Origin of the sequence: Flavivirga rizhaonensis (assembly GCF_004791695.1) — a bacterium.
GTDB classification, from domain to species: Bacteria; Bacteroidota; Bacteroidia; order Flavobacteriales; family Flavobacteriaceae; genus Flavivirga; species Flavivirga rizhaonensis.
Genome location: NZ_SRSO01000010.1, coordinates 62,277 through 81,561, shown reverse-complemented (window position 1 = coordinate 81,561; position 19,285 = coordinate 62,277). Strand labels below are relative to the sequence as shown.

Genomic DNA, 19,285 nt, shown 5'->3' with positions numbered 1-19,285 from the left:
TTTTTGGAGACAAAAGATAAAAAAGCATTATTATGAATGAAACAGGGATTATCTCAAAAATAAGTCACCAAGATTTTGATACAACCTATCAAAAATTGAAAAGCGTTATCGAAAACAATCCAAATTTAAGGATTATAGCAGAGTTAAATCATCAAGCAAATGCTTCCTCTGTGGGTTTAGAGCTAAACCCAACACGAATCATAATGTTTGGAAACCCTAATTTAGGTACGCCATTGATGCAAAACGCACAGACAATAGGTTTAGATTTACCGCAAAAGGTATTAGTTTATCAAGATGCTGAAGGCGTCGTAAAAGTGTCGTATAATAACCCGCTATATTTAAGAGATAGGCACGGTATTAAGAATCAAGAAGACATACTGAATAAGATAGCTGGAGCATTAAATAAAATTACAGATGCGGCAATAGGATAACATGCAGGATAGTTTTATAGAAATAATTGGTTTTATTGCAGCGATCCTTACTACAGCAGCATTTTTGCCACAGGTTTATAAAACCTGGAAAACCAAAGATGTTTCTAGTCTGTCCTTACCAATGCTTCTTTTATTCTTTATAGGAATTGTTTCATGGTTAGCTTATGGGTTTCTAAAAAATAGCCCTTCAATGATCTTTGCTAATAGTATTACCGTAGTATCTTCATTTTTATTAGTCTATTTCAAAATTAAATACAGAGAATAATAAATTAACTTGATAATTTCGAGGGGGTATTTTGGGTCTAAATTTCCTATTTCATAAAATAATATTTCCATTTTATAGAAATCAATAAAAATGCCGCAGCTTTAGTTAAAAGGTAAATATTTTGTGTTTTTCATTGTAATTTTAACCAAGAAATTAACCTGAATTATTGTCTGTAAAATGAGCGTAATTAGTATTTACCAATTAAATAGTTTTTATGTGAAGTATCTGACAATTAACTAAAAAAACAAATAGATGAAAATTGGTATTCCTAAAGAAATTAAAAATAATGAAAATAGAGTAGGTATGACACCTGCTGGAGTTTTTGAGCTTACAAAAAGAAATCATATAGTTTATATACAAACTAGTGCTGGTTTTGGGAGTGGTTTTTTTGATGAAGACTACCAAGAAGCTGGAGCTATTATTTTAAATTCTATTGAAGAGGTATATGCCTCTAGTGATATGATTGTAAAAGTGAAAGAGCCCATCCAAGAAGAATATCAATTAATCAAACCTAATCAGATTGTTTTTACCTACTTTCATTTTGCATCCAGTGAAATACTAACAAAGGCTATGATAAAAAGTGATGCGATTTGTATTGCATATGAAACTGTTGAAGAGGCGGATGGTTCTTTACCATTATTAATTCCAATGTCTGAAGTTGCTGGTAGAATGTCTATACAACAAGGTGCTAAATACTTAGAAAAACCAATTAAAGGACGAGGTGTTTTATTAGGTGGTGTTCCAGGAGTACCACCAGGAAAAGTTTTAGTTTTAGGAGCAGGTATTGTAGGAATTCAAGCAGCTAAAATGGCTGCAGGATTAGGCGCTCATGTAACTATTATGGATATAAATATGAAACAATTACGCTATGTAAATGATGTGATGCCAAATCATGTGGTAACCGAGTTTTCAAGCGAATACAATATTAGAAAACGTATTGAAGAATCTGATTTAATTATTGGAGGCGTTTTAATAAAAGGGGCAAAGGCACCTAAACTAATCACGAAAGATATGCTAAAAAACATGCGGCCAGGAACGGTAATTGTGGATGTTGCAGTAGACCAGGGTGGATGTTTTGAAACTACAAAAGCAACCACGCATGAAGATCCAACTTATATTATAGACGATGTAGTCCACTATTGTGTTGCTAATATGCCGGGGGCAGTGCCATATACCTCTACTGTAGCGCTTACTAATGTGACTTTACCTTATGTTATTAAATTAGCTAATGATGGTTGGGAAAAAGCTTGTGAAAACAATGTCCCACTATCAAAAGGACTAAATATTGTTAAAGGAAAAGTGGTTTATAAAGAAATAACAGAAGCTTTTAATTGGGAAACTGAAGTTACTTGAAACTGACATAATTTCATATCCAAATATTGGCGTTATTTTTGCTATATTTATTTATAATAAAAAAAGAAAACAATGTTAATACAATATTATATATTATTAGGAGCCATAGCTTTAGTAAGTTGGTTAGTGAGCAGTACTTTGAAAAGAAAGTTCGAAAAATACTCGAAAGTACAATTGCGCAATGGTATGAGTGGTGCAGAAATAGCAGAAAAAATGTTAGCAGATCATGGTATTAGAGATGTTGAGGTGATTTCAACTCCAGGTCGTTTGACAGATCATTACAATCCAAAAAACAAAACCGTTAATCTAAGTGAAGCGGTTTACAATCAACGTAATGCAGCTGCTGCGGCAGTCGCAGCACATGAATGTGGTCACGCAGTTCAGCATGCTCAAGCTTATAATTGGTTACAAATGCGATCTACTTTAGTCCCAGTGGTTAGTGTAACATCTGGGATGTCTCAATGGGTCGTTGTTGGTGGCTTAATGTTAGGAGCTGCTGCTGGTTTAGGTTTTGGGTATTATGTAGCCGTAGCTGGTTTAGTAATGATGGGCTTTGCTACTTTATTTAGCTTTATAACATTACCTGTAGAATACGATGCCAGTAATCGTGCTTTAGCCTGGTTAAAAAACAAAAACATGGTGTCTCAAGAAGAATACGCAGGGTCTGAAGATGCGCTTAAATGGGCAGCAAGAACCTATTTAGTTGCAGCAATTGGTGCTTTAGCATCTTTAGTATATTGGGGGCTTCAAGTATTTGGAGGACGGGATTAATAACAACATTATAAATTAGAGAAGCTCTGAATCATTTCAGGGCTTTTTTGTTTCTTTACCCGAAAAAATAGTCCTCGATGCGATGCTTCGGGTTCCTATGAAATTGTCGTTCTCGCAAATGTGGGAGTCTAAATTAAAATTAAAATGAATAGCCCGATATCATACTATAAAGAACATTCAGAAGCGTATAAATCTGAAGCCCAAAGATTATTCAAAAAAATGACGGCCTTAAGCATGTTAAGATTATCTGTGTTCTTGGTAACAGGTTTTGGAATCTATTTTACGTTTCAATATTGGCAAGTAGCAATTGTTATAGCTGTAATTGGTATTGCTGTATTTGTTTATTTATTATCAAAGTATACCGATATAAAAACGCAAAGAAACTTTAATAAGGCCTTAGTTGAAATTAATGAAGAAGAAATTGAAATAGCTTCTGGCAATTTTCACGAGCGAGATAAAGGCTTGCAATTTCAAGACCCTAATCATTTTTATAGTTTAGATATTGACTTATTTGGTCGTGGTTCATTTTTTCAATTTATAAATAGAACAACCATTAATGAAGGGACTCAAAAACTGGCAGATGCTTTAAAAGCAAATAATGTCGATGCTATTAAATCACGTCAAGAAGCAATTAAAGAGTTAAGTTCTAAACCAAAATGGAGACAACATTATTCGGCAACATCAAGTTTAGTCGAAGTTGAGACACCTGCTAAGAGTATTATAAGCTGGTTACAAGGTTATCAATCTTTTTTACCAAATGTGATGCGATGGTTGCCAATAACCTTTGCTATATCTTCAATAGTAATATTTGGTTTAACAATTTCAAATATTATAAGCCCAAACCTTGTTGGATATTGGTTGTTTTTAGGACTTGGTATTACAGGTGTTTATGTTAAAAAAACAAATGTTTTAGCTTCAAATACAGATAGAGTTAAGGATACCTTTCGCCAATACACGCTATTATTGGATTTAATAGAAAATGAAACATTTACTTCGAAGCTATTACAGCAGAAACAACAACAAATACAATTGGATACAGAAAAAGCCTCTCATATTTTTAAAAAGCTTTCAAAATCGTTAGATGCTTTAGATAACAGAAATAATATCATAGGTGCTATTTTTGGAAACGGATTATTTTTAACAGACATAAATAATAGCTATAGTATTGAGAAATGGATTGAACAATATAAGACTAAGGTTGCCGATTGGTTTGAAGTCGTATCTTTTTTTGATGCTTATAATTCACTAGGGAATTTTGCTTTTAATAAACCAGATTTTACATATCCTGAGATACAAGAAAAAGGAGCCGTTATTAATGCTAACAGCTTAGGACATCCTTTGCTCGATAAAAAGAAACGAGTAGATAGTGATTTAACAATAGATAATGAACAGTTTTTTATTGTGACAGGAGCAAATATGGCTGGCAAGAGTACATTTTTACGAACCGTATCTTTACACATTGTAATGGCTAATGTTGGACTTCCAATTTGTGCAAAAACAAGTAAATATTCGCCAGTTAAATTAATTACCAGTATGCGAACAACAGATTCTTTAACAGATGATAGTTCGTATTTCTTTTCAGAATTAACACGCCTAAAATATATCGTTGACGCGATTAAAAAAGAGCCTTATTTTATTGTTTTAGATGAAATTTTAAAAGGTACGAATAGTACAGATAAAGCTATAGGTTCCAGAAAATTTGTTGAAAAACTAGTAGCTTCAAACGCCACAGGGATTATTGCCACACACGATTTAAGTTTATGTGAAATTGAGCAAGAATTAGAGGATGTCAAGAACTATTATTTTGATGCCGAAATTATCAATGATGAGCTTCATTTCGATTATAAATTAAAAGCTGGTATTTGCCAAAATATGAATGCTTCTTTTCTTTTAAAGAAAATGAACATTGTTTAATACATCTTATCTTAATTGAGCACTTGTTTCTAAATGACTTGAAAATATGATTTGATGTTCTGCGTCATTCCGACGATAGGAGAAATCACATAATCAGAATCACAGAAATTAATAGGATGTGATGTCTCAATCGTGCCTCATTCGACATGACCTGAACGATTAATACCAATTCTCATTTAAAATAACCGTAATAAAACACCCTTTTTCGCCTTCTACTTCAATAGAAAAAGAAACCGTAACTTAGGCTATGCTTTATTTTTATATTTTGTATAAAGCAAAAAATCATTATTTTATTTTACAGTAATTCTAAACAAGAAATGGTATGATTTTGTGTTCTGAATAACTTCGAGTGAATTTGTGAAGTAAAACGAAACAAATTTGTATCGAGAAGTCAGTTCATCTCTAACTTTATCTTCTCAATCATTTTAACAGCATGTTCATCATCAGGTTTTATACTCAATACTTTGTAGTAGTTTTTAAAAGCTTCAGTGTAATTTTTAGTCACTAAATAGGCCTCTATTAAAATGGTATAAAGGGTAATTGTTCGTTTCATGATTTTGATTGTTTTAAACCAAAAATAAATGATTATACCATACGACTCTAGAAACACGGATAGCTTACTTAATTAATAATGCGAATGATAATAGTCTATTTACAAACTACATTTTTGGCGTTTGTAACTACAAAACTGATTTTTGTACATATTCTTTGATAGTTATAGCTTTTCTGTTTACTTTCATTTAGTAAAATGACTTTTGTAAAAAAACATAGCTCGCAAATTTTAGTTCACATTCTGTTTTGGATGTTGTTTGTATTTGTATCCTTGTTTTTGTTTTCAGATTTTTATTGGAAGGAAAACCCCTTTCTTCAATACCTCACGCTTTTAGTCATTATAGTTTACGGAAACAATTTTTTACTGCTTCCCTTTTTTGTTAAGAAGAAATTGTACCTGCTTTATACACTTGTATTTGCTGCCATTTCGCTTTTAGCAACACAATTATATTGCTATTCGTTTGCTAAGTGTGGATGCACCATTATTAAATGTTTAAGCGACTATTTATGGCAATCATTAGTACCATTAATTTTCTTTTCTTTTATATGGATCCTATATCGTTTTATTGATAAAGAAAATGAGATTGAAGCCATTAAAAAAGAACATGTCGAAATGGAGCTGAAATTTTTGAAGTCACAGATAAATCCACATGTATTGTTTAATAACTTGAATACAATTTATTCGTATTCATTAGAAAAACCAACTGAAGTTCCAGATATGATTTTAATGCTGTCTGATAACCTTAAACACGTGTTATATGAAAGCAATTCCAAAACAATTCCTGTAGAAAAAGAGATTAGATTTATAGATAATTATATGAAGTTCCAAATGATAAGAACAGAAGGAACAAAGCAGGTTAATTATAAAAAAAGTATAGATTCTTATAGTCATCAAATAGCACCATTGCTTTTAATAACCGTTATAGAAAATGCCTTTAAGCATAGTGTGTTGAATAGCGAAGTTTCTATTTTTATAGGAATTGAAAACGGAATTTTAGAATGTATTTGCGAAAATGATTATGATAAAGAAAAAGGAAGTATAACCGATTTTAGGATTGGCTTACAAAATCTAGAGAAGAGGCTGGAACTTATTTATAAAGATGCCTATAAATTTAGAATAGATAAAGGCGAAAGTTTTAAAGTGTATTTAAAACTTGATTTCAAATGATGTCCAGTCGAGCGCTCAATGTCATTAAGTTAAGATTGAAGTCAGTCTGAGCGCAGTCGAAGACATTATTAAACGTTTGTTTTTAATAGCATTTCGACTATGCTCCTGTGACAACAGAATAATTTTTCTTAGCTTAATGACATTGAGTATTCGCCTGTCCGCTAGGCAGGCAAATGAGATTAATAGTATTTGGTATATAGATTAATAAATAAATGATGAATTGTATTATTATAGAAGACGAAATTCCTGCTCAAAAAATCTTAAAGAATTTTATAGGCAAAATACCTAGCCTTAATTTAGTTGAGACCTTTAAAGCGGCGATTGAAGCAAATTCATTTTTGAATGCGAATAAAATGGATGTTGTTTTTTTAGATATTAATTTACCGGATATGTCTGGATTAGATTTTATAAAAACAGTTAAAAATCCACCAGCAATTATAATGACCACAGCATATCCAGAGTATGCTGTAACTAGTTTTGAACTACCAACTATTGTTGATTATTTAGTGAAACCCTTTTCTTTCGATCGATTTTTAAAAGCCATTAATAAAGCAAAGGATAGAATAGAGGTATCAGAAAGCACATCAGAAGAAAATAATGATGAAACCATTTTTTTAAATGTGGACAAGACTTTACATAAACTTGTTTTAAGGACTATTTTATATATTGAATCAGATAGAAACTATATAACAATAGTGACTGGGACTCAAAAATTATCCTACGTAGATTCGTTAAAAAACTGGACTGAAAAACTTCCCGAAACGCAATTTATTCAAGTCCATAAATCATACATTATAAACAGTAAATTTGTAGATAAGATTTCTGGAAACAGTATTTTTGTAAAAGCCAATAAAATTCCTATTGGAAGAACCTATAAACAAGAATTGTTGAAAGCATTAGGCGTGTGAATTTAGCATATCGTTTCAAATCACTCCAACTCTTTTCATCAGTATGAATTTGTAAGTTGTTATATTTACATTAGATAACAACTACACATATGAAGTTTAGGAAAGCTACAGAAAAAGATATTCCAGTTATTGTAGAAATGCTTGCCGATGATGAGCTTGGAAAGAAAAGAGAAAATTTTCAAATACCATTATCGGTCGAATACGCACAAGCATTTACCAGAATTGAATCTGATGAAAACCAGGAGTTAATTGTTGTAGAAGATGAAAATTCTGAGGTTATAGGAACTTTACAACTCACGTTTATTCAATACCTCACCTATCGAGGAGGAATCAGAGCTCAAATTGAGGCAGTTCGAATTAAAAAAGATAAAAGGGGATTAGGCATTGGAAAAACAATGTTCGAATGGGCAATAAACAGAGCGAAAGAACGAAAGGCGCATGTGCTACAATTAACTACTGATAAAACAATACCAAAAGCAATTAAATTTTATAATGACTTAGGGTTTGTTCAATCTCATGAAGGTATGAAGATGCATTTTAATTAAAAAAAATTCCCCAAGGTTTAGCCCCTAGGGTTTCCATTGAAATTGTCATTCCTGTAAAAACTGGAATCAAACGAATTTTAATTTTAGAAGACACTAAAAATTTTTAAGAACAGCTATGCAGCACCCATCTAAGCTTCCTAATATAGAAACTACTATTTTTTCAATTATGAGTAAGTTGTCTAATAAACACAATGCCATTAACTTATCTCAAGGGTTTCCGAATTTTGAAAGTGACCAGAAGTTAACGGATTTGGTTAGTAAAGCGATGAATTCCGGTTACAATCATTATGCACCCATGGCTGGAAACTTGGAATTGAGAGAAGCTATCTCCCAAAAAATAGACTTATTATATAACACAAGTTACCATCCGGAAAACGAAATAATAGTGACCGCTGGTGCCACTCAGGCTATTTTTACCATCATAACAACATTTATCAATCCAAATGACGAGGTTATAATTTTTAGACCAGCTTACGATAGTTACGAACCTGCCATAACTCTTAATGGAGGAAAAACAGTTTCAGTTCAGCTAGAAGCACCTGGTTTTAAAGTGGATTGGAATGATGTAAAAGCGAAGGTGAATGATAAAACGAAGATGATCATTGTTAATACACCGCATAACCCTTCCGGTACTGTATTTTCAAAAGAAGATATGTTACTATTGGAAGAGATAACAAGAAACACAAATATTATTGTATTAAGTGATGAGGTTTATGAACATATGATTTTTGATGAAGAAAAACACCAAAGTGCATGTTTATTTCCCGATTTAAAATCGCGAAGTTTTGTAGTTGCCTCTTTTTGTAAAACATTCCATAATACAGGATGGAGAATAGGCTATTGTTGCGCGCCAAAAGAACTCATGGAAGAGTTTATGAAAGTGCATCAATTTAACGTCTTTTGCGTTCATCATCCAACACAAAAAGGAATAGCAGATTATATGCAAGAACCTAATCGCTATTTAGGCTTGTCTGCTTTTTATCAAGAGAAAAGAGATTTGTTTTTAAATCTTATTAAAGATTCCAGATTTAAATTTACACCATCAAAAGGCACTTATTTTCAAGTACTTGATTATTCAGAAATCACAAAAGAATATGATGTTGATTTTACAAAACGATTAACGATCGAATCTGGGATTGCTTCCATTCCATTATCAGTTTTTAATAGTAATAATTTAGATAATAAAGTACTTCGATTTTGTTTTGCAAAGACCGACGATACTTTAAGAAAAGCAGCAGATATATTAAATAGTATTTAAAAGATGAAACATCCATAACTGAGAGTTCGATACGCAAGACAATGATTATTTGGATGTTACATGTGATAAATAAAAAAACAATAGATATAGACACATGAAAGAGACCTTTAAAATAGCGTTAATTCAATCTGATTTAGTTTGGGAAAACCCTAAACAGAATCTTGAGAATTTTTCTAAAAAAATAGATGCGATTTCTGAAGCCGTAGATTTAATTGTACTTCCTGAAATGTTTACTACAGGTTTTACCATGAATGCAAAAGATGTTGCAGAACCTATGGATGGAAAAACAGTTGCATGGATGCAATCTGTTGTCTCAAAATTAAATACTGCGATTGTTGGTAGTCTTGTTATTTTGGAAGAAGACAATTATTATAATCGATTGCTTTTTGTGGAGCCATCTGGGACTATTCAATATTACGATAAGCGACATACGTTTACCTTGGTTGGTGAAGATAAAATTTACACTGCAGGTGTTGAAAAGCTAATTGTTAATTATAAAGGATGGAAAATATGTCCATTAATTTGTTATGATTTGCGTTTTCCGGTCTGGTCAAGAAATACCGAAGATTATGATGTATTGCTATATGTTGCCAATTGGCCAAAACCAAGAATATCTGCATGGGACGCTTTATTAAAAGCACGCGCTATTGAGAATATGAGTTATTGCATTGGTGTAAACCGTGTTGGTGTAGATGGCGTTAATTGTGAATATTCGGGACATTCTGCTGCATATGATGTTCTAGGGAATATAATGACATCAATAACGCCAAGTAAAGAAGAAACCCAGATAACCATTTTAGAAAAAAGGCATGTAGAAGCTTACAGAAATAAACTTAAGTTTTTAGATGATAGAGATCTGTTTACTCTGAAGTAAAATTAAGCGTTTCTGAGATACCCCAATCTGCTCTAATTTCTATTTCTTTAAAATGACTAACGCGTTCTGGCTGTGTTATTTTAAGATAGTTTCCTGTGTCGTATTTTTTGTTGCCATTGGCATCATGTATAACACGAATATTATAGATTTTAGGAGGTAAATTTAAAAAATCAATAGGTTTAGAGTTCTCAACGAATTGTTCAAATTCCACCTCGCCTTTATTATCAGTTAATTGTATAATAACTGGGTATTTAGCATTTACTAATGTGAAGCGTACATAGCCATATTCAGAAGCCTTCTTTGTTTTAAGGTAATAACTTAAAGTATCATTTTTATCACCAAAAAAATCTACAAAAGCTTCAGGAAGCACTTGCATATTATAAGCATTATCTTCTGTCTTATCAAAATTGAAAGTATACGTGTTTGTAATGGTATCAAAGTTAGTAGTGAAATCTATTTGAGTTGAATCTTTATCAATCAATGTAATTTTAGAAGTATCTATACTAGAAAAGGGAACACTACCGGAAATTTTAAATGGTTCATTTTTACGAATGACTCCAGATGGTGATGCATCGATTACTAATGAGTCTCTTTTTTGTTCGCTAATTCTAACAATAAACTCTTCATCTTGAATGGTAGGGTGTGATACTTTAAAAATTAGAGAGTCAACTTCAAGACGAGGTTTGTACCAGTAGTTAAGACTATCGGTTTCTTTGTCTTCTGTTATACGATATTCAAATTCAGGAGGTGTTTCAGATAACATATTAATAACCATTCCTTTATAGTCACCTTCATACCCAAAGGCAATTTTTTCACCTGATATCAAGCGAGGTCTAGTGGCTTTAAAATCTAATTCTTCCGAAAATAATTTTAAAGTATAAAGAGAATCAGTAGGCACTTGAATAAAGTCCTGAAGAAATGCAATCTGATCTGTTTTTTGTTGAAATTTATTATCGCCATTGCCATCTTTTAAGGCAATAAGCATATATTTTCCTTCTTTAATGTTTTCAATAGAAAATGTTGTAAGACTATCTAATGTATTGGTAATGTATCTGGGGTTTTCTTTATAAATAATGGAATCGCTAAATGTAGAATCAACTTCATATAAAGCCACAGAAATAAAAGTTTCCGGTTCAGTTTTTAAAGCATCTACAATAGTACCGCTTACACTAAGAGAATCTATATAATCGCCGGTTGAGAACACATATCTGTAATAAGGGTATGGATTTCCTTCGTTATTATCCGCAATACTATTTCCAAAGTTAAAAGCATAAGTGGTATTAGGTTGTAGCGTATCGTGAATTTTAATAGTAATGTATTTACTAGCACTACCCAATGGAGTAACTTCTGGTTGGGTGATCATAGGTGGTGAAATAATAAGCTGCTTTTGCAAGTCCTTAATTTTAATGTATTCGTCAAAATATATTTTTATTTCGTTACCACTAAAATTAGTCGAATAATTCTCTGGAATAGATTTAATAATAACTGGGGGTGTTTCATCTTTTGGCCCCCCTCCAGGAGTACCTCGGTTTGCACAATTAATAAAAAGTATACTCAGAAAAACGATTAAAATAAAATTTGAAAGGGTTTTATTCATTACCAATTTTAAATTTTGCACAAACCTACATAATTTTGAAGATATAACGGTTAACTCATTAAGCTATTGCCATGGTCGCGATACTTATTTTTATATTTTTTGCTTGGTTTAGTACCGCAATACAAGCTTCTAAAGTGGCTCCGGTGGTAATAATATCGTCTACTAACAGAATATGTTTGTTCTCTATAGATTCAGAATTGATAAGTGTAAATAATTCATCACTATTATTCCAGCGTGCCAAACGTTTTTTATAGACTTGTGATTTAGTATTAGTTTCTTTTAAAAGCGTATCTTCTTTGTAAGTTACTTTTAAAGCTTTAGCAATTTGTTGGCCAAATTTAGCCACTTGATTATACCCTCTTTTTTTTAATTTCTTTTTATGAAGTGGTACAGGAATTACCATATCAATAGATTTATAGAATTCTATATCTTTTAATTCGCCTCCTAACCAATCACCAAGAAACAAACCAATGTTTTCGTACCCTTCGTATTTAAGTCTGTGAATAAGTTGTTGAACAATTCCCTTTTTTTCAAACCGAAAAAGTGCCGTTCCGTTTTCAATTTTCACACGCCCATAAAAGACTTTTGTTACCATATTATCATTATTAAAGTGGAAATTTGTAACGGGTAAACTATGTCGACAATCAGTACAGATCGTTTTTTCATTATCATTTAATAAATTAAGACAAGCGTAACATACCTTAGGGAAGAATAAGTTAACTAATGAATGAATCATTTGTAGCGAATAAGTATTCCTGTAAACTTAAATAAAAAATAAATGAATTCAGACTTAATTTTTAAGAAAGTAGTCTGTTTGTTTCAAGCGGTTTTTTATTTTTGCAGAATGGCAAATCAAGACGATCAATTTAAGAAGGTTATTTCGCATGCGAAAGAGTATGGTTATGTATTTCAAAGTAGTGAAATATATGACGGATTAAGTGCAGTATACGACTATGCGCAAAATGGCGCAGAGTTAAAGAAAAACATACGCGATTACTGGTGGAAAGCGATGGTGCAGATGAATGAAAACATTGTGGGTATAGATGCTGCCATTTTTATGCATCCAACCACATGGAAAGCGTCTGGTCATGTAGATGCTTTTAACGATCCGTTAATTGATAATAAAGATTCTAAGAAACGATATCGTGCCGATGTTTTAATTGAAGACTATTGCGCTAAAATTGAAGCTAAAATTGATAAAGAGGTTGCAAAAGCAGCAAAACGTTTTGGTGAGGCTTTCAATAAAGAAGAATTTGTTTCTACAAACGGACGTGTTGTAGGGTATCAGGAAAAAATAAACGCAACACTTTCTCGAATGGCGAAATCTCTTGAAAATGAAGATTTAGCCGATGTTAAAGCGCTTATTGAAGAATTAGGGATTGCAGATCCATTAACAGGAAGTAAAAACTGGACAGATGTTAAGCAGTTTAACCTCATGTTTGGTACTAAACTGGGTGCTTCTGCAGAGTCTGCGATGGATTTATATTTACGTCCGGAAACAGCACAAGGGATTTTTGTGAATTTCTTGAATGTTCAGAAAACGGGACGTATGAAGATTCCATTTGGAATTGCACAAACAGGAAAAGCCTTTAGAAATGAAATTGTAGCAAGACAATTTATTTTTAGAATGCGTGAGTTTGAACAAATGGAAATGCAGTTTTTTATAAAGCCAGGAACTCAAAAAGAATGGTATGAGCATTGGAAAGAACATAGAATGAAATGGCATTTGTCTTTGGGAATGGGGGAAGATAATTATCGTTTTCATGACCATGAGAAATTAGCACACTATGCAGATGCTGCTTCTGATATTGAGTTTAAATTTCCATTCGGGTTTAAAGAATTAGAAGGAATTCATTCACGTACAGATTTCGACCTAAAAGCGCATGAAGAATATTCAGGAAAGAAATTACAATATTTCGATCACGAAGATAATGCAAGTTATACACCATATGTTTTAGAAACGTCTATTGGTTTAGATAGAATGTTTTTAGCAGTATTTTCTAATTCGTTACAAGAAGAAGCATTAGAAAACGGGACAACACGTACGGTTTTAAAATTACCAAGTGTTTTAGCACCGGTAAAAGCGGCTATTTTACCATTGGTTAAAAAAGATGGCTTACCTGAGGTTGCTCGTAAAATTGTAGACGATTTAAAGTGGGATTTCAATGTGATTTATGATGAAAAAGATGCTGTGGGAAGACGTTATAGAAGACAAGATGCCAACGGAACGCCGTTTTGTATCACGGTAGACCATGATACTTTAGGAGATAATACAGTTACTATTCGACATAGAGACACAATGGTACAACAACGTGTTAAAATTGAAGATTTAAGTGATATCATTAAAAAAGAAGTAGATGTACGATCTTGGTTAATGAAGATGTAATAAATCAATTCCTTTGACCCGTGCTGAACTTGTTTCAGTAAGAAAGGAATCTTATAATGAACAAAACCCATGCTTGCATGGGTTTTGTTCATTATAAAGCTTACTACATTAAAACCTATAACCTAAAGAAGCGGCTATTCTAGGTACAAGCTCTGTACCAATAGCATCGTTAGATTGTGATAAGTTTCTACCCAAACCGCCTAAAAACTCAAAAGCAAATCCTTTTTTACTTACAAATTTACCTCCTAAAGCAATCCCTAAAGCAACATTGTTTGAAGTTCCTTCTGTTAAAACATTTCTATCAAGATTATTATCATAATAACCATCAAAATCTTTTTGAACATTATACATTCCAAAAGCTTCTAGAAAAAATCCCCAAGCATACTTATTTGAAAAAAAATGCCTATAATAAGGAGTCAATGCAAATTCTTCGTTGTATACAGGACCATCTTCAAGGAATGCCTCTTCGGGGTCATGTAAATTAAAGAAAACAGATACTCCTACAGATGATTCAGAATCGATTAAATATTCATAAGAAAAATCAACAGATTTAAAAATAATAGCATTGAATGCATTTATTTTAATTTCATGAGATTTTATGTTTTCTTCTTCTTGAGAAAAGGAAAAACATGATACTAGGAGTAATAATAAAAAAAGTAATTTTTTCATAATTTAGATTTAAGATTAAATATGGCTTATAATCAATAATTGTACCATAGAAAAGATGATATGTTTGCAAAAAGGTTGCTTAGGGAAAAGATACTTATTAATTAAATTTTTATTTGTCTATTAATTTGCTGATCCAAGGAAATAATAGATGCTGTTCTTAATACACCAACTATGGTTTGAATTTTGTTATTTAATAGCATCATTAAATGGCTATTGTTATACGCTAGCATTTTAATAAAAATGTTCCATTCTCCAGTGGTATAGTGGCACTCTAAAACCTCAGGGACTTTCTTTAAAGCCCTGATAACATCTTCCGTATTTACGGCTTTTTCAAGATAAATACCAACAAAAGTCATAGTTGAGTAGCCTAAAACTTTAGCATCGATAATGAATTGCGAACCAGAAATAAGCTTAGACTTCTCTAATTTTCGTAAACGTTGATGAATAGCAGCGCCAGAAATACCAACATTACGAGCTATCTCTAAAATGGGTGTTCTAGCATCTTCCGTTAATGCACGTAGTATTTTTTTGTCAATCCCATCTATTATTATAGGCTTATTTTTAGACTTCATTAGTTGAGTATTAAAACATAAAAATAGCTATTTGGTTTCAAATTGAAACTATTTTTGTGTTAAGAACTACTCATTAAGTGAAATTTTATAACCAACTGTAAAACGAAAACATGTTCTCAATTTGTCTAAAGGAGTACAGTTGAGAGGTTATTAAACTAACTCGATATATTAAAACTTAACAATCAGTTGTTTAATTGTTTTAATAAAGAAACTATGTCATTCCGAACGCTACGGAGAGTAAAATATATTTTACTTGAACGTATATAGCGTAGCTATTGAGTAGGAATCCCATCCTTATGAGATTTCTCGAAAGTTTATCTTGAGTACTTCGACTACGCTCAGCATAAACTAAAGTCGAAAGGCTCATGCTTCGCTCTGTCGAAATTGACAAACACTTGAAAATCATTGATTTAATATTATTTTTTATAAAAAAATTAAATCGACGTTAAACTAATTATTTAATGGATTGTACCCCAAATAAGGCACCTCTTTTTCATGAAAGGAGACACCAAAAGTTTCCAATTCTTTTAAAATAGGTTCATAAACTTCTTTAGTAATAGGGATTTGAACACCAGGAGACGTTATTTTTTTATTCAGAATAGCCAGAGTAGCCATAGCTACGGGTAAACCAACTGTTTTTGCCATAGCCGTATAGGTTTGATCTTCACCTAAAACAACCATATTAGCATCTATCTGATATTTTTTACCATCTTTTTCGTAGCCGAATTTATGGTACATAACAATCATATCTTTATCATTAGTATCAAGTGTCCAGCTGTCCATGAGTATTTTTTGAAGTATTTGAGCCGGAGTTGCTTTTTTTAGCCCTACTTTCTTTTCAGCATTAAAAATATCAAGTTCTATAAGTTTGTCCCAAACAATATCGTCTTGATCAATCTTAAGCGCATGTCTCAATTTTAATTCTACAGAATCAAAAGGACTGTAAGTCAAAAAAGCATTTATAAAATCACGATAACTCATATTTTCGCTATCATCTATAGTGTAACTATCATCCGTCATTCCAAGTGTGACGAAAATATTCCACGCTCGACTAAATCCAACACGCCTCATAGTACCTCTATACAATGTTTTAACATTATCAAGCCCATAAACACTTTGATATTTTAAGGAATCTCTATTTGCATAAACTTCAAAACGACCATAATTATCAATATCCAAAAACTCCGTACGTCTAAACAAACGGTTATAAGGTATATATTTATAGGTGCCTTCCTGTAAAAATTTGGCAGTCCCTCCTTGCCCAGCAGTAACTACATTTCTAGGGTTCCAGGTAAATTTATAGTTCCATAAGTTATTATCACTTTCAGGAGCTACTAAGCCACCTGTAAACGATTCAAATAAAATTATTTTCCCACCATTGTTACGTATACGATCTAAAACTTGCATCGCACTCATATGGTCTATACCTGGATCTACACCAATTTCATTCATAAGTACAAGACCTTTGGTTTTAGCATCTTCATCTAAAGCCTGCATTTCGGGGCTTACGTAAGAAGCCGTAACCATATGCTTTCCTAGTAAAATACAATCTTTAGCCACCTCTATATGAAAACGGGCAGGAAGCATAGATACTACAATATCCGCATTTTTTATAGCCTCGGTACGAGATGTTTCATCGAAAACGTCTAACAATATGGCTTTCGCATTTTGATGGTTTCCAATTAGTTTTTTAGCAGCATTAAGGTTTAAATCACTAACAGTAATAAAAAGGTTTTCTGAAGCCGATTTATCTAATAAATATTTTAGAAGACTGGAAGCCGATTTCCCTGAACCAATGACTAAAATTTTTCGCATAATAAGAATAGTTAACTAGTTTTGTAAAAACGAATTTAATAAATACATTAGGTTTTAGTAGCCATAACGAAACACATATTATGAACAAAAAAATATTAATTACGGCATCAATTTTTGGTTTATTGGCTGTTATTCTTGGAGCATTTGGAGCACATGCATTAAAAGAATTAATTACAGTTGAAGTACAGCAAACTTTTGAGACAGGTGTCAGATACCAGATGTATCATGCTATTTTACTATTATTTATAGGAAGTTCTACATATATTCAACAAAAAACGAAGAAAGTTTTATATTATTTAATTGTATCGGGAATCATTTTATTCTCAGGATCTATTTATGGGTTAGCAACAAATTTGTTAACAACTTTTGATTTCAAAATGATCGGTTTTGTAACTCCAATAGGTGGATTGCTTCTAATTTTAGCATGGGGAGTTATGATTGCGAATTTCTTAAAAATGGAATCTAAAAACGATAATCAATAACAGATAATTTAAAATAATTGTTTTAATTTTGCGCAATAAATAATTTTACAACAAATTATGATAAATTATAATCAAGTTACGAAAACGATTTCGCTGGAGGTATACGGAATTAAAAATGCCAATGTACAGTATCAACTTTCACCAGAACAACTTCATGAAATTACGGTTGAAAAAGGATTAGGTAAAGAAGCCTCATCTGGAGCTTTAGCGGTTAATACAGGTGAATTTACTGGGCGCTCTCCAAAAGATCGATTTATTGTTAAAGATGATATAACAAAAGATCGAGTTTGGTGGGGAGATATTAATATTCCGTTTGATGCAGACAAATTTGATGCATTATATAATAAGGTCGTTAATTATTTATCTAATAAAGAGATTTTTGTAAGAGATAGTTATGCTTGCGCAGATGAAGATTATAAGTTGAATATTCGCGTGATTAATGAATATCCTTGGAGCAATCAATTTGCTTATAATATGTTTTTAAGACCAACGGAAGAGGAGTTAAAAGGCTTTGATCCAGAATGGACTGTGGTTAACGCTCCTGGTTTTATGGCAAACCCAGAAGAGGATGGGACACGCCAACATAATTTTGCAATTTTAAATTTTTCTAAGAAAATAGCATTAATTGGAGGAACGGGATATACTGGTGAAATTAAAAAAGGTATTTTTTCAGCGCTTAATTTTATACTTCCAGTATTTAAAAATACATTACCAATGCACTGTAGTGCTAATGTAGGTAAAGAAGGTGATACGGCTATTTTCTTTGGATTATCTGGTACGGGCAAAACAACCTTATCTACAGACCCAAATAGGAGTTTAATTGGTGATGATGAACATGGGTGGACTGCAGGGAATTCGGTATTTAATTTTGAAGGTGGCTGTTATGCAAAAGTCATTAATCTTTCAAGAGATAACGAACCAGAAATATATGATGCTATTAAAAAAGGAGCTATTTTAGAAAATGTTATTCTAGATAAAGATGGTCACGTTAATTTCGAGGATATTTCAATTACACAAAATACAAGAGTTAGTTATCCCATTGAGCATATTGAAAATATTCAAGTGCCATCAACTGGTAAGAATCCAAAAAATATTTTCTTTTTAACAGCCGATGCTTTTGGAGTATTGCCACCAATATCTAAATTAACACCTAGTCAGGCAGCATATCATTTCATTTCAGGATATACAGCAAAAGTGGCAGGAACAGAAGCTGGAGTTGTAGAACCACAACCGTCTTTTTCGGCATGTTTCGGTGCGCCTTTTATGCCTTTACACCCAGCTAAATATGCTGAAATGTTAAGTGAAAAAATGATAAAGTCTGGAGTTAATGTGTGGCTGGTAAATACAGGTTGGACTGGTGGTCCTTACGGTGTTGGTACTAGAATGAAATTAAAATATACACGTGCTATGATTAGCGCTGTATTAAATGGCGATTTAGGTTTATATAACTATGATGATTACCATATACATTCAGTTTTTGGTGTAGCACAACCTAGAGAATGTCCAGGTGTACCAACAAGTGTTTTAAGTCCTAGAGCCACTTGGAATGATGATGAAAACTATTATAAAACAGCTTTTAAATTAACTAATGCGTTTCGCGAGAATTTCAAAAAATTCGAAGCCCATTGTAATGAGGAAATCAGACGAGGCGGTCCGCAACGTTATGCATTTTAAATATGTTAGCTAAATAAAAAAGGGATAATTTTTTCAAATCATCCCTTTTTT

General features: G+C 32.2%; 19 protein-coding genes. 13 read left to right on the top strand and 6 right to left on the bottom strand.

Annotation, left to right across the window (positions count from 1 at the left end; translation table 11 throughout):
- The first annotated feature begins 32 nt into the window (after nucleotides 1-32).
- From EM932_RS09115 to EM932_RS09095, 5 genes are all read left to right on the top strand, one after another.
- Nucleotides 33-431 (top strand): DUF302 domain-containing protein, encoded by a 399-nt coding sequence (locus tag EM932_RS09115; RefSeq protein WP_135876876.1) that lies wholly within the window; start codon nucleotides 33-35, stop codon nucleotides 429-431.
- 1 nt (nucleotide 432) lies between these two features.
- Nucleotides 433-696 carry a SemiSWEET family sugar transporter gene (locus tag EM932_RS09110; protein ID WP_135876875.1) on the top strand — a complete coding sequence of 88 codons (264 nt, stop codon included), beginning with the start codon at nucleotides 433-435 and terminating at the stop codon, nucleotides 694-696.
- A gap of 252 nt (nucleotides 697-948) precedes the next feature.
- Nucleotides 949-2,049, top strand: coding sequence for an alanine dehydrogenase (ald, locus tag EM932_RS09105; RefSeq protein WP_135876874.1), 1,101 nt, complete (start codon nucleotides 949-951; stop codon nucleotides 2,047-2,049).
- Between the two features lie 72 nt (nucleotides 2,050-2,121).
- Nucleotides 2,122-2,820 (top strand): zinc metallopeptidase, encoded by a 699-nt coding sequence (locus EM932_RS09100; RefSeq protein WP_135876873.1) that lies wholly within the window; start codon nucleotides 2,122-2,124, stop codon nucleotides 2,818-2,820.
- Nucleotides 2,821-2,964: 144 nt separating this feature from the next.
- Entirely contained in the window at nucleotides 2,965-4,734 is a 1,770-nt protein-coding gene (locus EM932_RS09095) for a MutS-related protein (RefSeq protein WP_135876872.1), read from the top strand.
- 391 nt (nucleotides 4,735-5,125) lie between these two features.
- Here EM932_RS09095 and EM932_RS20875 read toward each other — a convergent pair whose 3' ends face one another.
- Entirely contained in the window at nucleotides 5,126-5,287 is a 162-nt protein-coding gene (locus EM932_RS20875; protein WP_170179763.1) for a hypothetical protein, read from the bottom strand.
- A gap of 195 nt (nucleotides 5,288-5,482) precedes the next feature.
- On the opposite strand from EM932_RS20875, the gene EM932_RS09090 reads away from it, so the two are divergent.
- The 5 genes from EM932_RS09090 to EM932_RS09070 all read left to right on the top strand — a co-directional run bounded on the left by EM932_RS09090 (nucleotide 5,483) and on the right by EM932_RS09070 (nucleotide 10,039).
- Nucleotides 5,483-6,454 (top strand): sensor histidine kinase, encoded by a 972-nt coding sequence (locus EM932_RS09090; protein WP_246040986.1) that lies wholly within the window; start codon nucleotides 5,483-5,485, stop codon nucleotides 6,452-6,454.
- A gap of 215 nt (nucleotides 6,455-6,669) precedes the next feature.
- Nucleotides 6,670-7,362 carry a LytR/AlgR family response regulator transcription factor gene (locus EM932_RS09085; RefSeq protein WP_135876933.1) on the top strand — a complete coding sequence of 231 codons (693 nt, stop codon included), beginning with the start codon at nucleotides 6,670-6,672 and terminating at the stop codon, nucleotides 7,360-7,362.
- Between the two features lie 89 nt (nucleotides 7,363-7,451).
- Nucleotides 7,452-7,907, top strand: a complete 456-nt coding sequence (locus tag EM932_RS09080) for a GNAT family N-acetyltransferase (RefSeq protein ID WP_135876871.1) — start codon at nucleotides 7,452-7,454, stop codon at nucleotides 7,905-7,907.
- A 115-nt stretch (nucleotides 7,908-8,022) separates the two neighbouring features.
- Nucleotides 8,023-9,165, top strand: coding sequence for a methionine aminotransferase (locus tag EM932_RS09075; RefSeq protein ID WP_135876870.1), 1,143 nt, complete (start codon nucleotides 8,023-8,025; stop codon nucleotides 9,163-9,165).
- Nucleotides 9,166-9,259: 94 nt separating this feature from the next.
- Nucleotides 9,260-10,039 (top strand): amidohydrolase, encoded by a 780-nt coding sequence (locus EM932_RS09070; protein WP_135876869.1) that lies wholly within the window; start codon nucleotides 9,260-9,262, stop codon nucleotides 10,037-10,039.
- On the opposite strand, the gene EM932_RS09065 is transcribed toward EM932_RS09070, so the two are convergent.
- Nucleotides 10,026-11,636 carry an Ig-like domain-containing protein gene (locus EM932_RS09065; RefSeq protein ID WP_135876868.1) on the bottom strand — a complete coding sequence of 537 codons (1,611 nt, stop codon included), beginning with the start codon at nucleotides 11,634-11,636 and terminating at the stop codon, nucleotides 10,026-10,028. The two genes, EM932_RS09070 and EM932_RS09065, sit on opposite strands and share 14 nt — an antisense overlap.
- Nucleotides 11,637-11,694: 58 nt before the next feature.
- Nucleotides 11,695-12,372, bottom strand: a complete 678-nt coding sequence (locus tag EM932_RS09060) for a ComF family protein (RefSeq protein WP_135876867.1) — start codon at nucleotides 12,370-12,372, stop codon at nucleotides 11,695-11,697.
- Nucleotides 12,373-12,480: 108 nt separating this feature from the next.
- Between EM932_RS09060 and EM932_RS09055 the strand changes: the two genes are divergently transcribed.
- Nucleotides 12,481-14,022, top strand: coding sequence for a glycine--tRNA ligase (locus tag EM932_RS09055; protein ID WP_135876932.1), 1,542 nt, complete (start codon nucleotides 12,481-12,483; stop codon nucleotides 14,020-14,022).
- Between the two features lie 108 nt (nucleotides 14,023-14,130).
- On the opposite strand, the gene EM932_RS09050 is transcribed toward EM932_RS09055, so the two are convergent.
- The 3 genes from EM932_RS09050 to EM932_RS09040 all read right to left on the bottom strand — a co-directional run bounded on the left by EM932_RS09050 (nucleotide 14,131) and on the right by EM932_RS09040 (nucleotide 17,078).
- Nucleotides 14,131-14,691 carry a DUF3575 domain-containing protein gene (locus EM932_RS09050; protein ID WP_135876866.1) on the bottom strand — a complete coding sequence of 187 codons (561 nt, stop codon included), beginning with the start codon at nucleotides 14,689-14,691 and terminating at the stop codon, nucleotides 14,131-14,133.
- 101 nt (nucleotides 14,692-14,792) lie between these two features.
- Nucleotides 14,793-15,263, bottom strand: coding sequence for an Lrp/AsnC family transcriptional regulator (locus tag EM932_RS09045; RefSeq protein WP_135876865.1), 471 nt, complete (start codon nucleotides 15,261-15,263; stop codon nucleotides 14,793-14,795).
- Between the two features lie 450 nt (nucleotides 15,264-15,713).
- The gene (locus tag EM932_RS09040) at nucleotides 15,714-17,078 is read right to left on the bottom strand and encodes a saccharopine dehydrogenase family protein (RefSeq protein WP_135876864.1); all 1,365 of its coding nucleotides are present in this window, start codon (nucleotides 17,076-17,078) and stop codon (nucleotides 15,714-15,716) included.
- Between the two features lie 80 nt (nucleotides 17,079-17,158).
- Between EM932_RS09040 and EM932_RS09035 the strand changes: the two genes are divergently transcribed.
- Nucleotides 17,159-17,560, top strand: coding sequence for a DUF423 domain-containing protein (locus tag EM932_RS09035; RefSeq protein ID WP_135876863.1), 402 nt, complete (start codon nucleotides 17,159-17,161; stop codon nucleotides 17,558-17,560).
- A 57-nt stretch (nucleotides 17,561-17,617) separates the two neighbouring features.
- A complete protein-coding gene (gene pckA, locus EM932_RS09030) occupies nucleotides 17,618-19,234 on the top strand; it encodes a phosphoenolpyruvate carboxykinase (ATP) (RefSeq protein WP_135876862.1) in 1,617 nt (538 codons plus the stop codon).
- Nucleotides 19,235-19,285: the final 51 nt, after the last annotated feature.

What these genes read in the sequence shown, in the direction of transcription:
- EM932_RS09115 (WP_135876876.1), top strand. Translation starts at nt 33, where the DNA reads ATGAATGAAACAGGGATTATCTCAAAAATAAGTCACCAAGATTTTGAT.
- EM932_RS09110 (WP_135876875.1), top strand. Translation starts at nt 433, where the DNA reads ATGCAGGATAGTTTTATAGAAATAATTGGTTTTATTGCAGCGATCCTT.
- ald (WP_135876874.1), top strand. Translation starts at nt 949, where the DNA reads ATGAAAATTGGTATTCCTAAAGAAATTAAAAATAATGAAAATAGAGTA.
- EM932_RS09100 (WP_135876873.1), top strand. Translation starts at nt 2,122, where the DNA reads ATGTTAATACAATATTATATATTATTAGGAGCCATAGCTTTAGTAAGT.
- EM932_RS09095 (WP_135876872.1), top strand. Translation starts at nt 2,965, where the DNA reads ATGAATAGCCCGATATCATACTATAAAGAACATTCAGAAGCGTATAAA.
- EM932_RS20875 (WP_170179763.1), bottom strand. Translation starts at nt 5,287, where the DNA reads ATGAAACGAACAATTACCCTTTATACCATTTTAATAGAGGCCTATTTA.
- EM932_RS09090 (WP_246040986.1), top strand. Translation starts at nt 5,483, where the DNA reads ATGACTTTTGTAAAAAAACATAGCTCGCAAATTTTAGTTCACATTCTG.
- EM932_RS09085 (WP_135876933.1), top strand. Translation starts at nt 6,670, where the DNA reads ATGAATTGTATTATTATAGAAGACGAAATTCCTGCTCAAAAAATCTTA.
- EM932_RS09080 (WP_135876871.1), top strand. Translation starts at nt 7,452, where the DNA reads ATGAAGTTTAGGAAAGCTACAGAAAAAGATATTCCAGTTATTGTAGAA.
- EM932_RS09075 (WP_135876870.1), top strand. Translation starts at nt 8,023, where the DNA reads ATGCAGCACCCATCTAAGCTTCCTAATATAGAAACTACTATTTTTTCA.
- EM932_RS09070 (WP_135876869.1), top strand. Translation starts at nt 9,260, where the DNA reads ATGAAAGAGACCTTTAAAATAGCGTTAATTCAATCTGATTTAGTTTGG.
- EM932_RS09065 (WP_135876868.1), bottom strand. Translation starts at nt 11,636, where the DNA reads ATGAATAAAACCCTTTCAAATTTTATTTTAATCGTTTTTCTGAGTATA.
- EM932_RS09060 (WP_135876867.1), bottom strand. Translation starts at nt 12,372, where the DNA reads ATGATTCATTCATTAGTTAACTTATTCTTCCCTAAGGTATGTTACGCT.
- EM932_RS09055 (WP_135876932.1), top strand. Translation starts at nt 12,481, where the DNA reads ATGGCAAATCAAGACGATCAATTTAAGAAGGTTATTTCGCATGCGAAA.
- EM932_RS09050 (WP_135876866.1), bottom strand. Translation starts at nt 14,691, where the DNA reads ATGAAAAAATTACTTTTTTTATTATTACTCCTAGTATCATGTTTTTCC.
- EM932_RS09045 (WP_135876865.1), bottom strand. Translation starts at nt 15,263, where the DNA reads ATGAAGTCTAAAAATAAGCCTATAATAATAGATGGGATTGACAAAAAA.
- EM932_RS09040 (WP_135876864.1), bottom strand. Translation starts at nt 17,078, where the DNA reads ATGCGAAAAATTTTAGTCATTGGTTCAGGGAAATCGGCTTCCAGTCTT.
- EM932_RS09035 (WP_135876863.1), top strand. Translation starts at nt 17,159, where the DNA reads ATGAACAAAAAAATATTAATTACGGCATCAATTTTTGGTTTATTGGCT.
- pckA (WP_135876862.1), top strand. Translation starts at nt 17,618, where the DNA reads ATGATAAATTATAATCAAGTTACGAAAACGATTTCGCTGGAGGTATAC.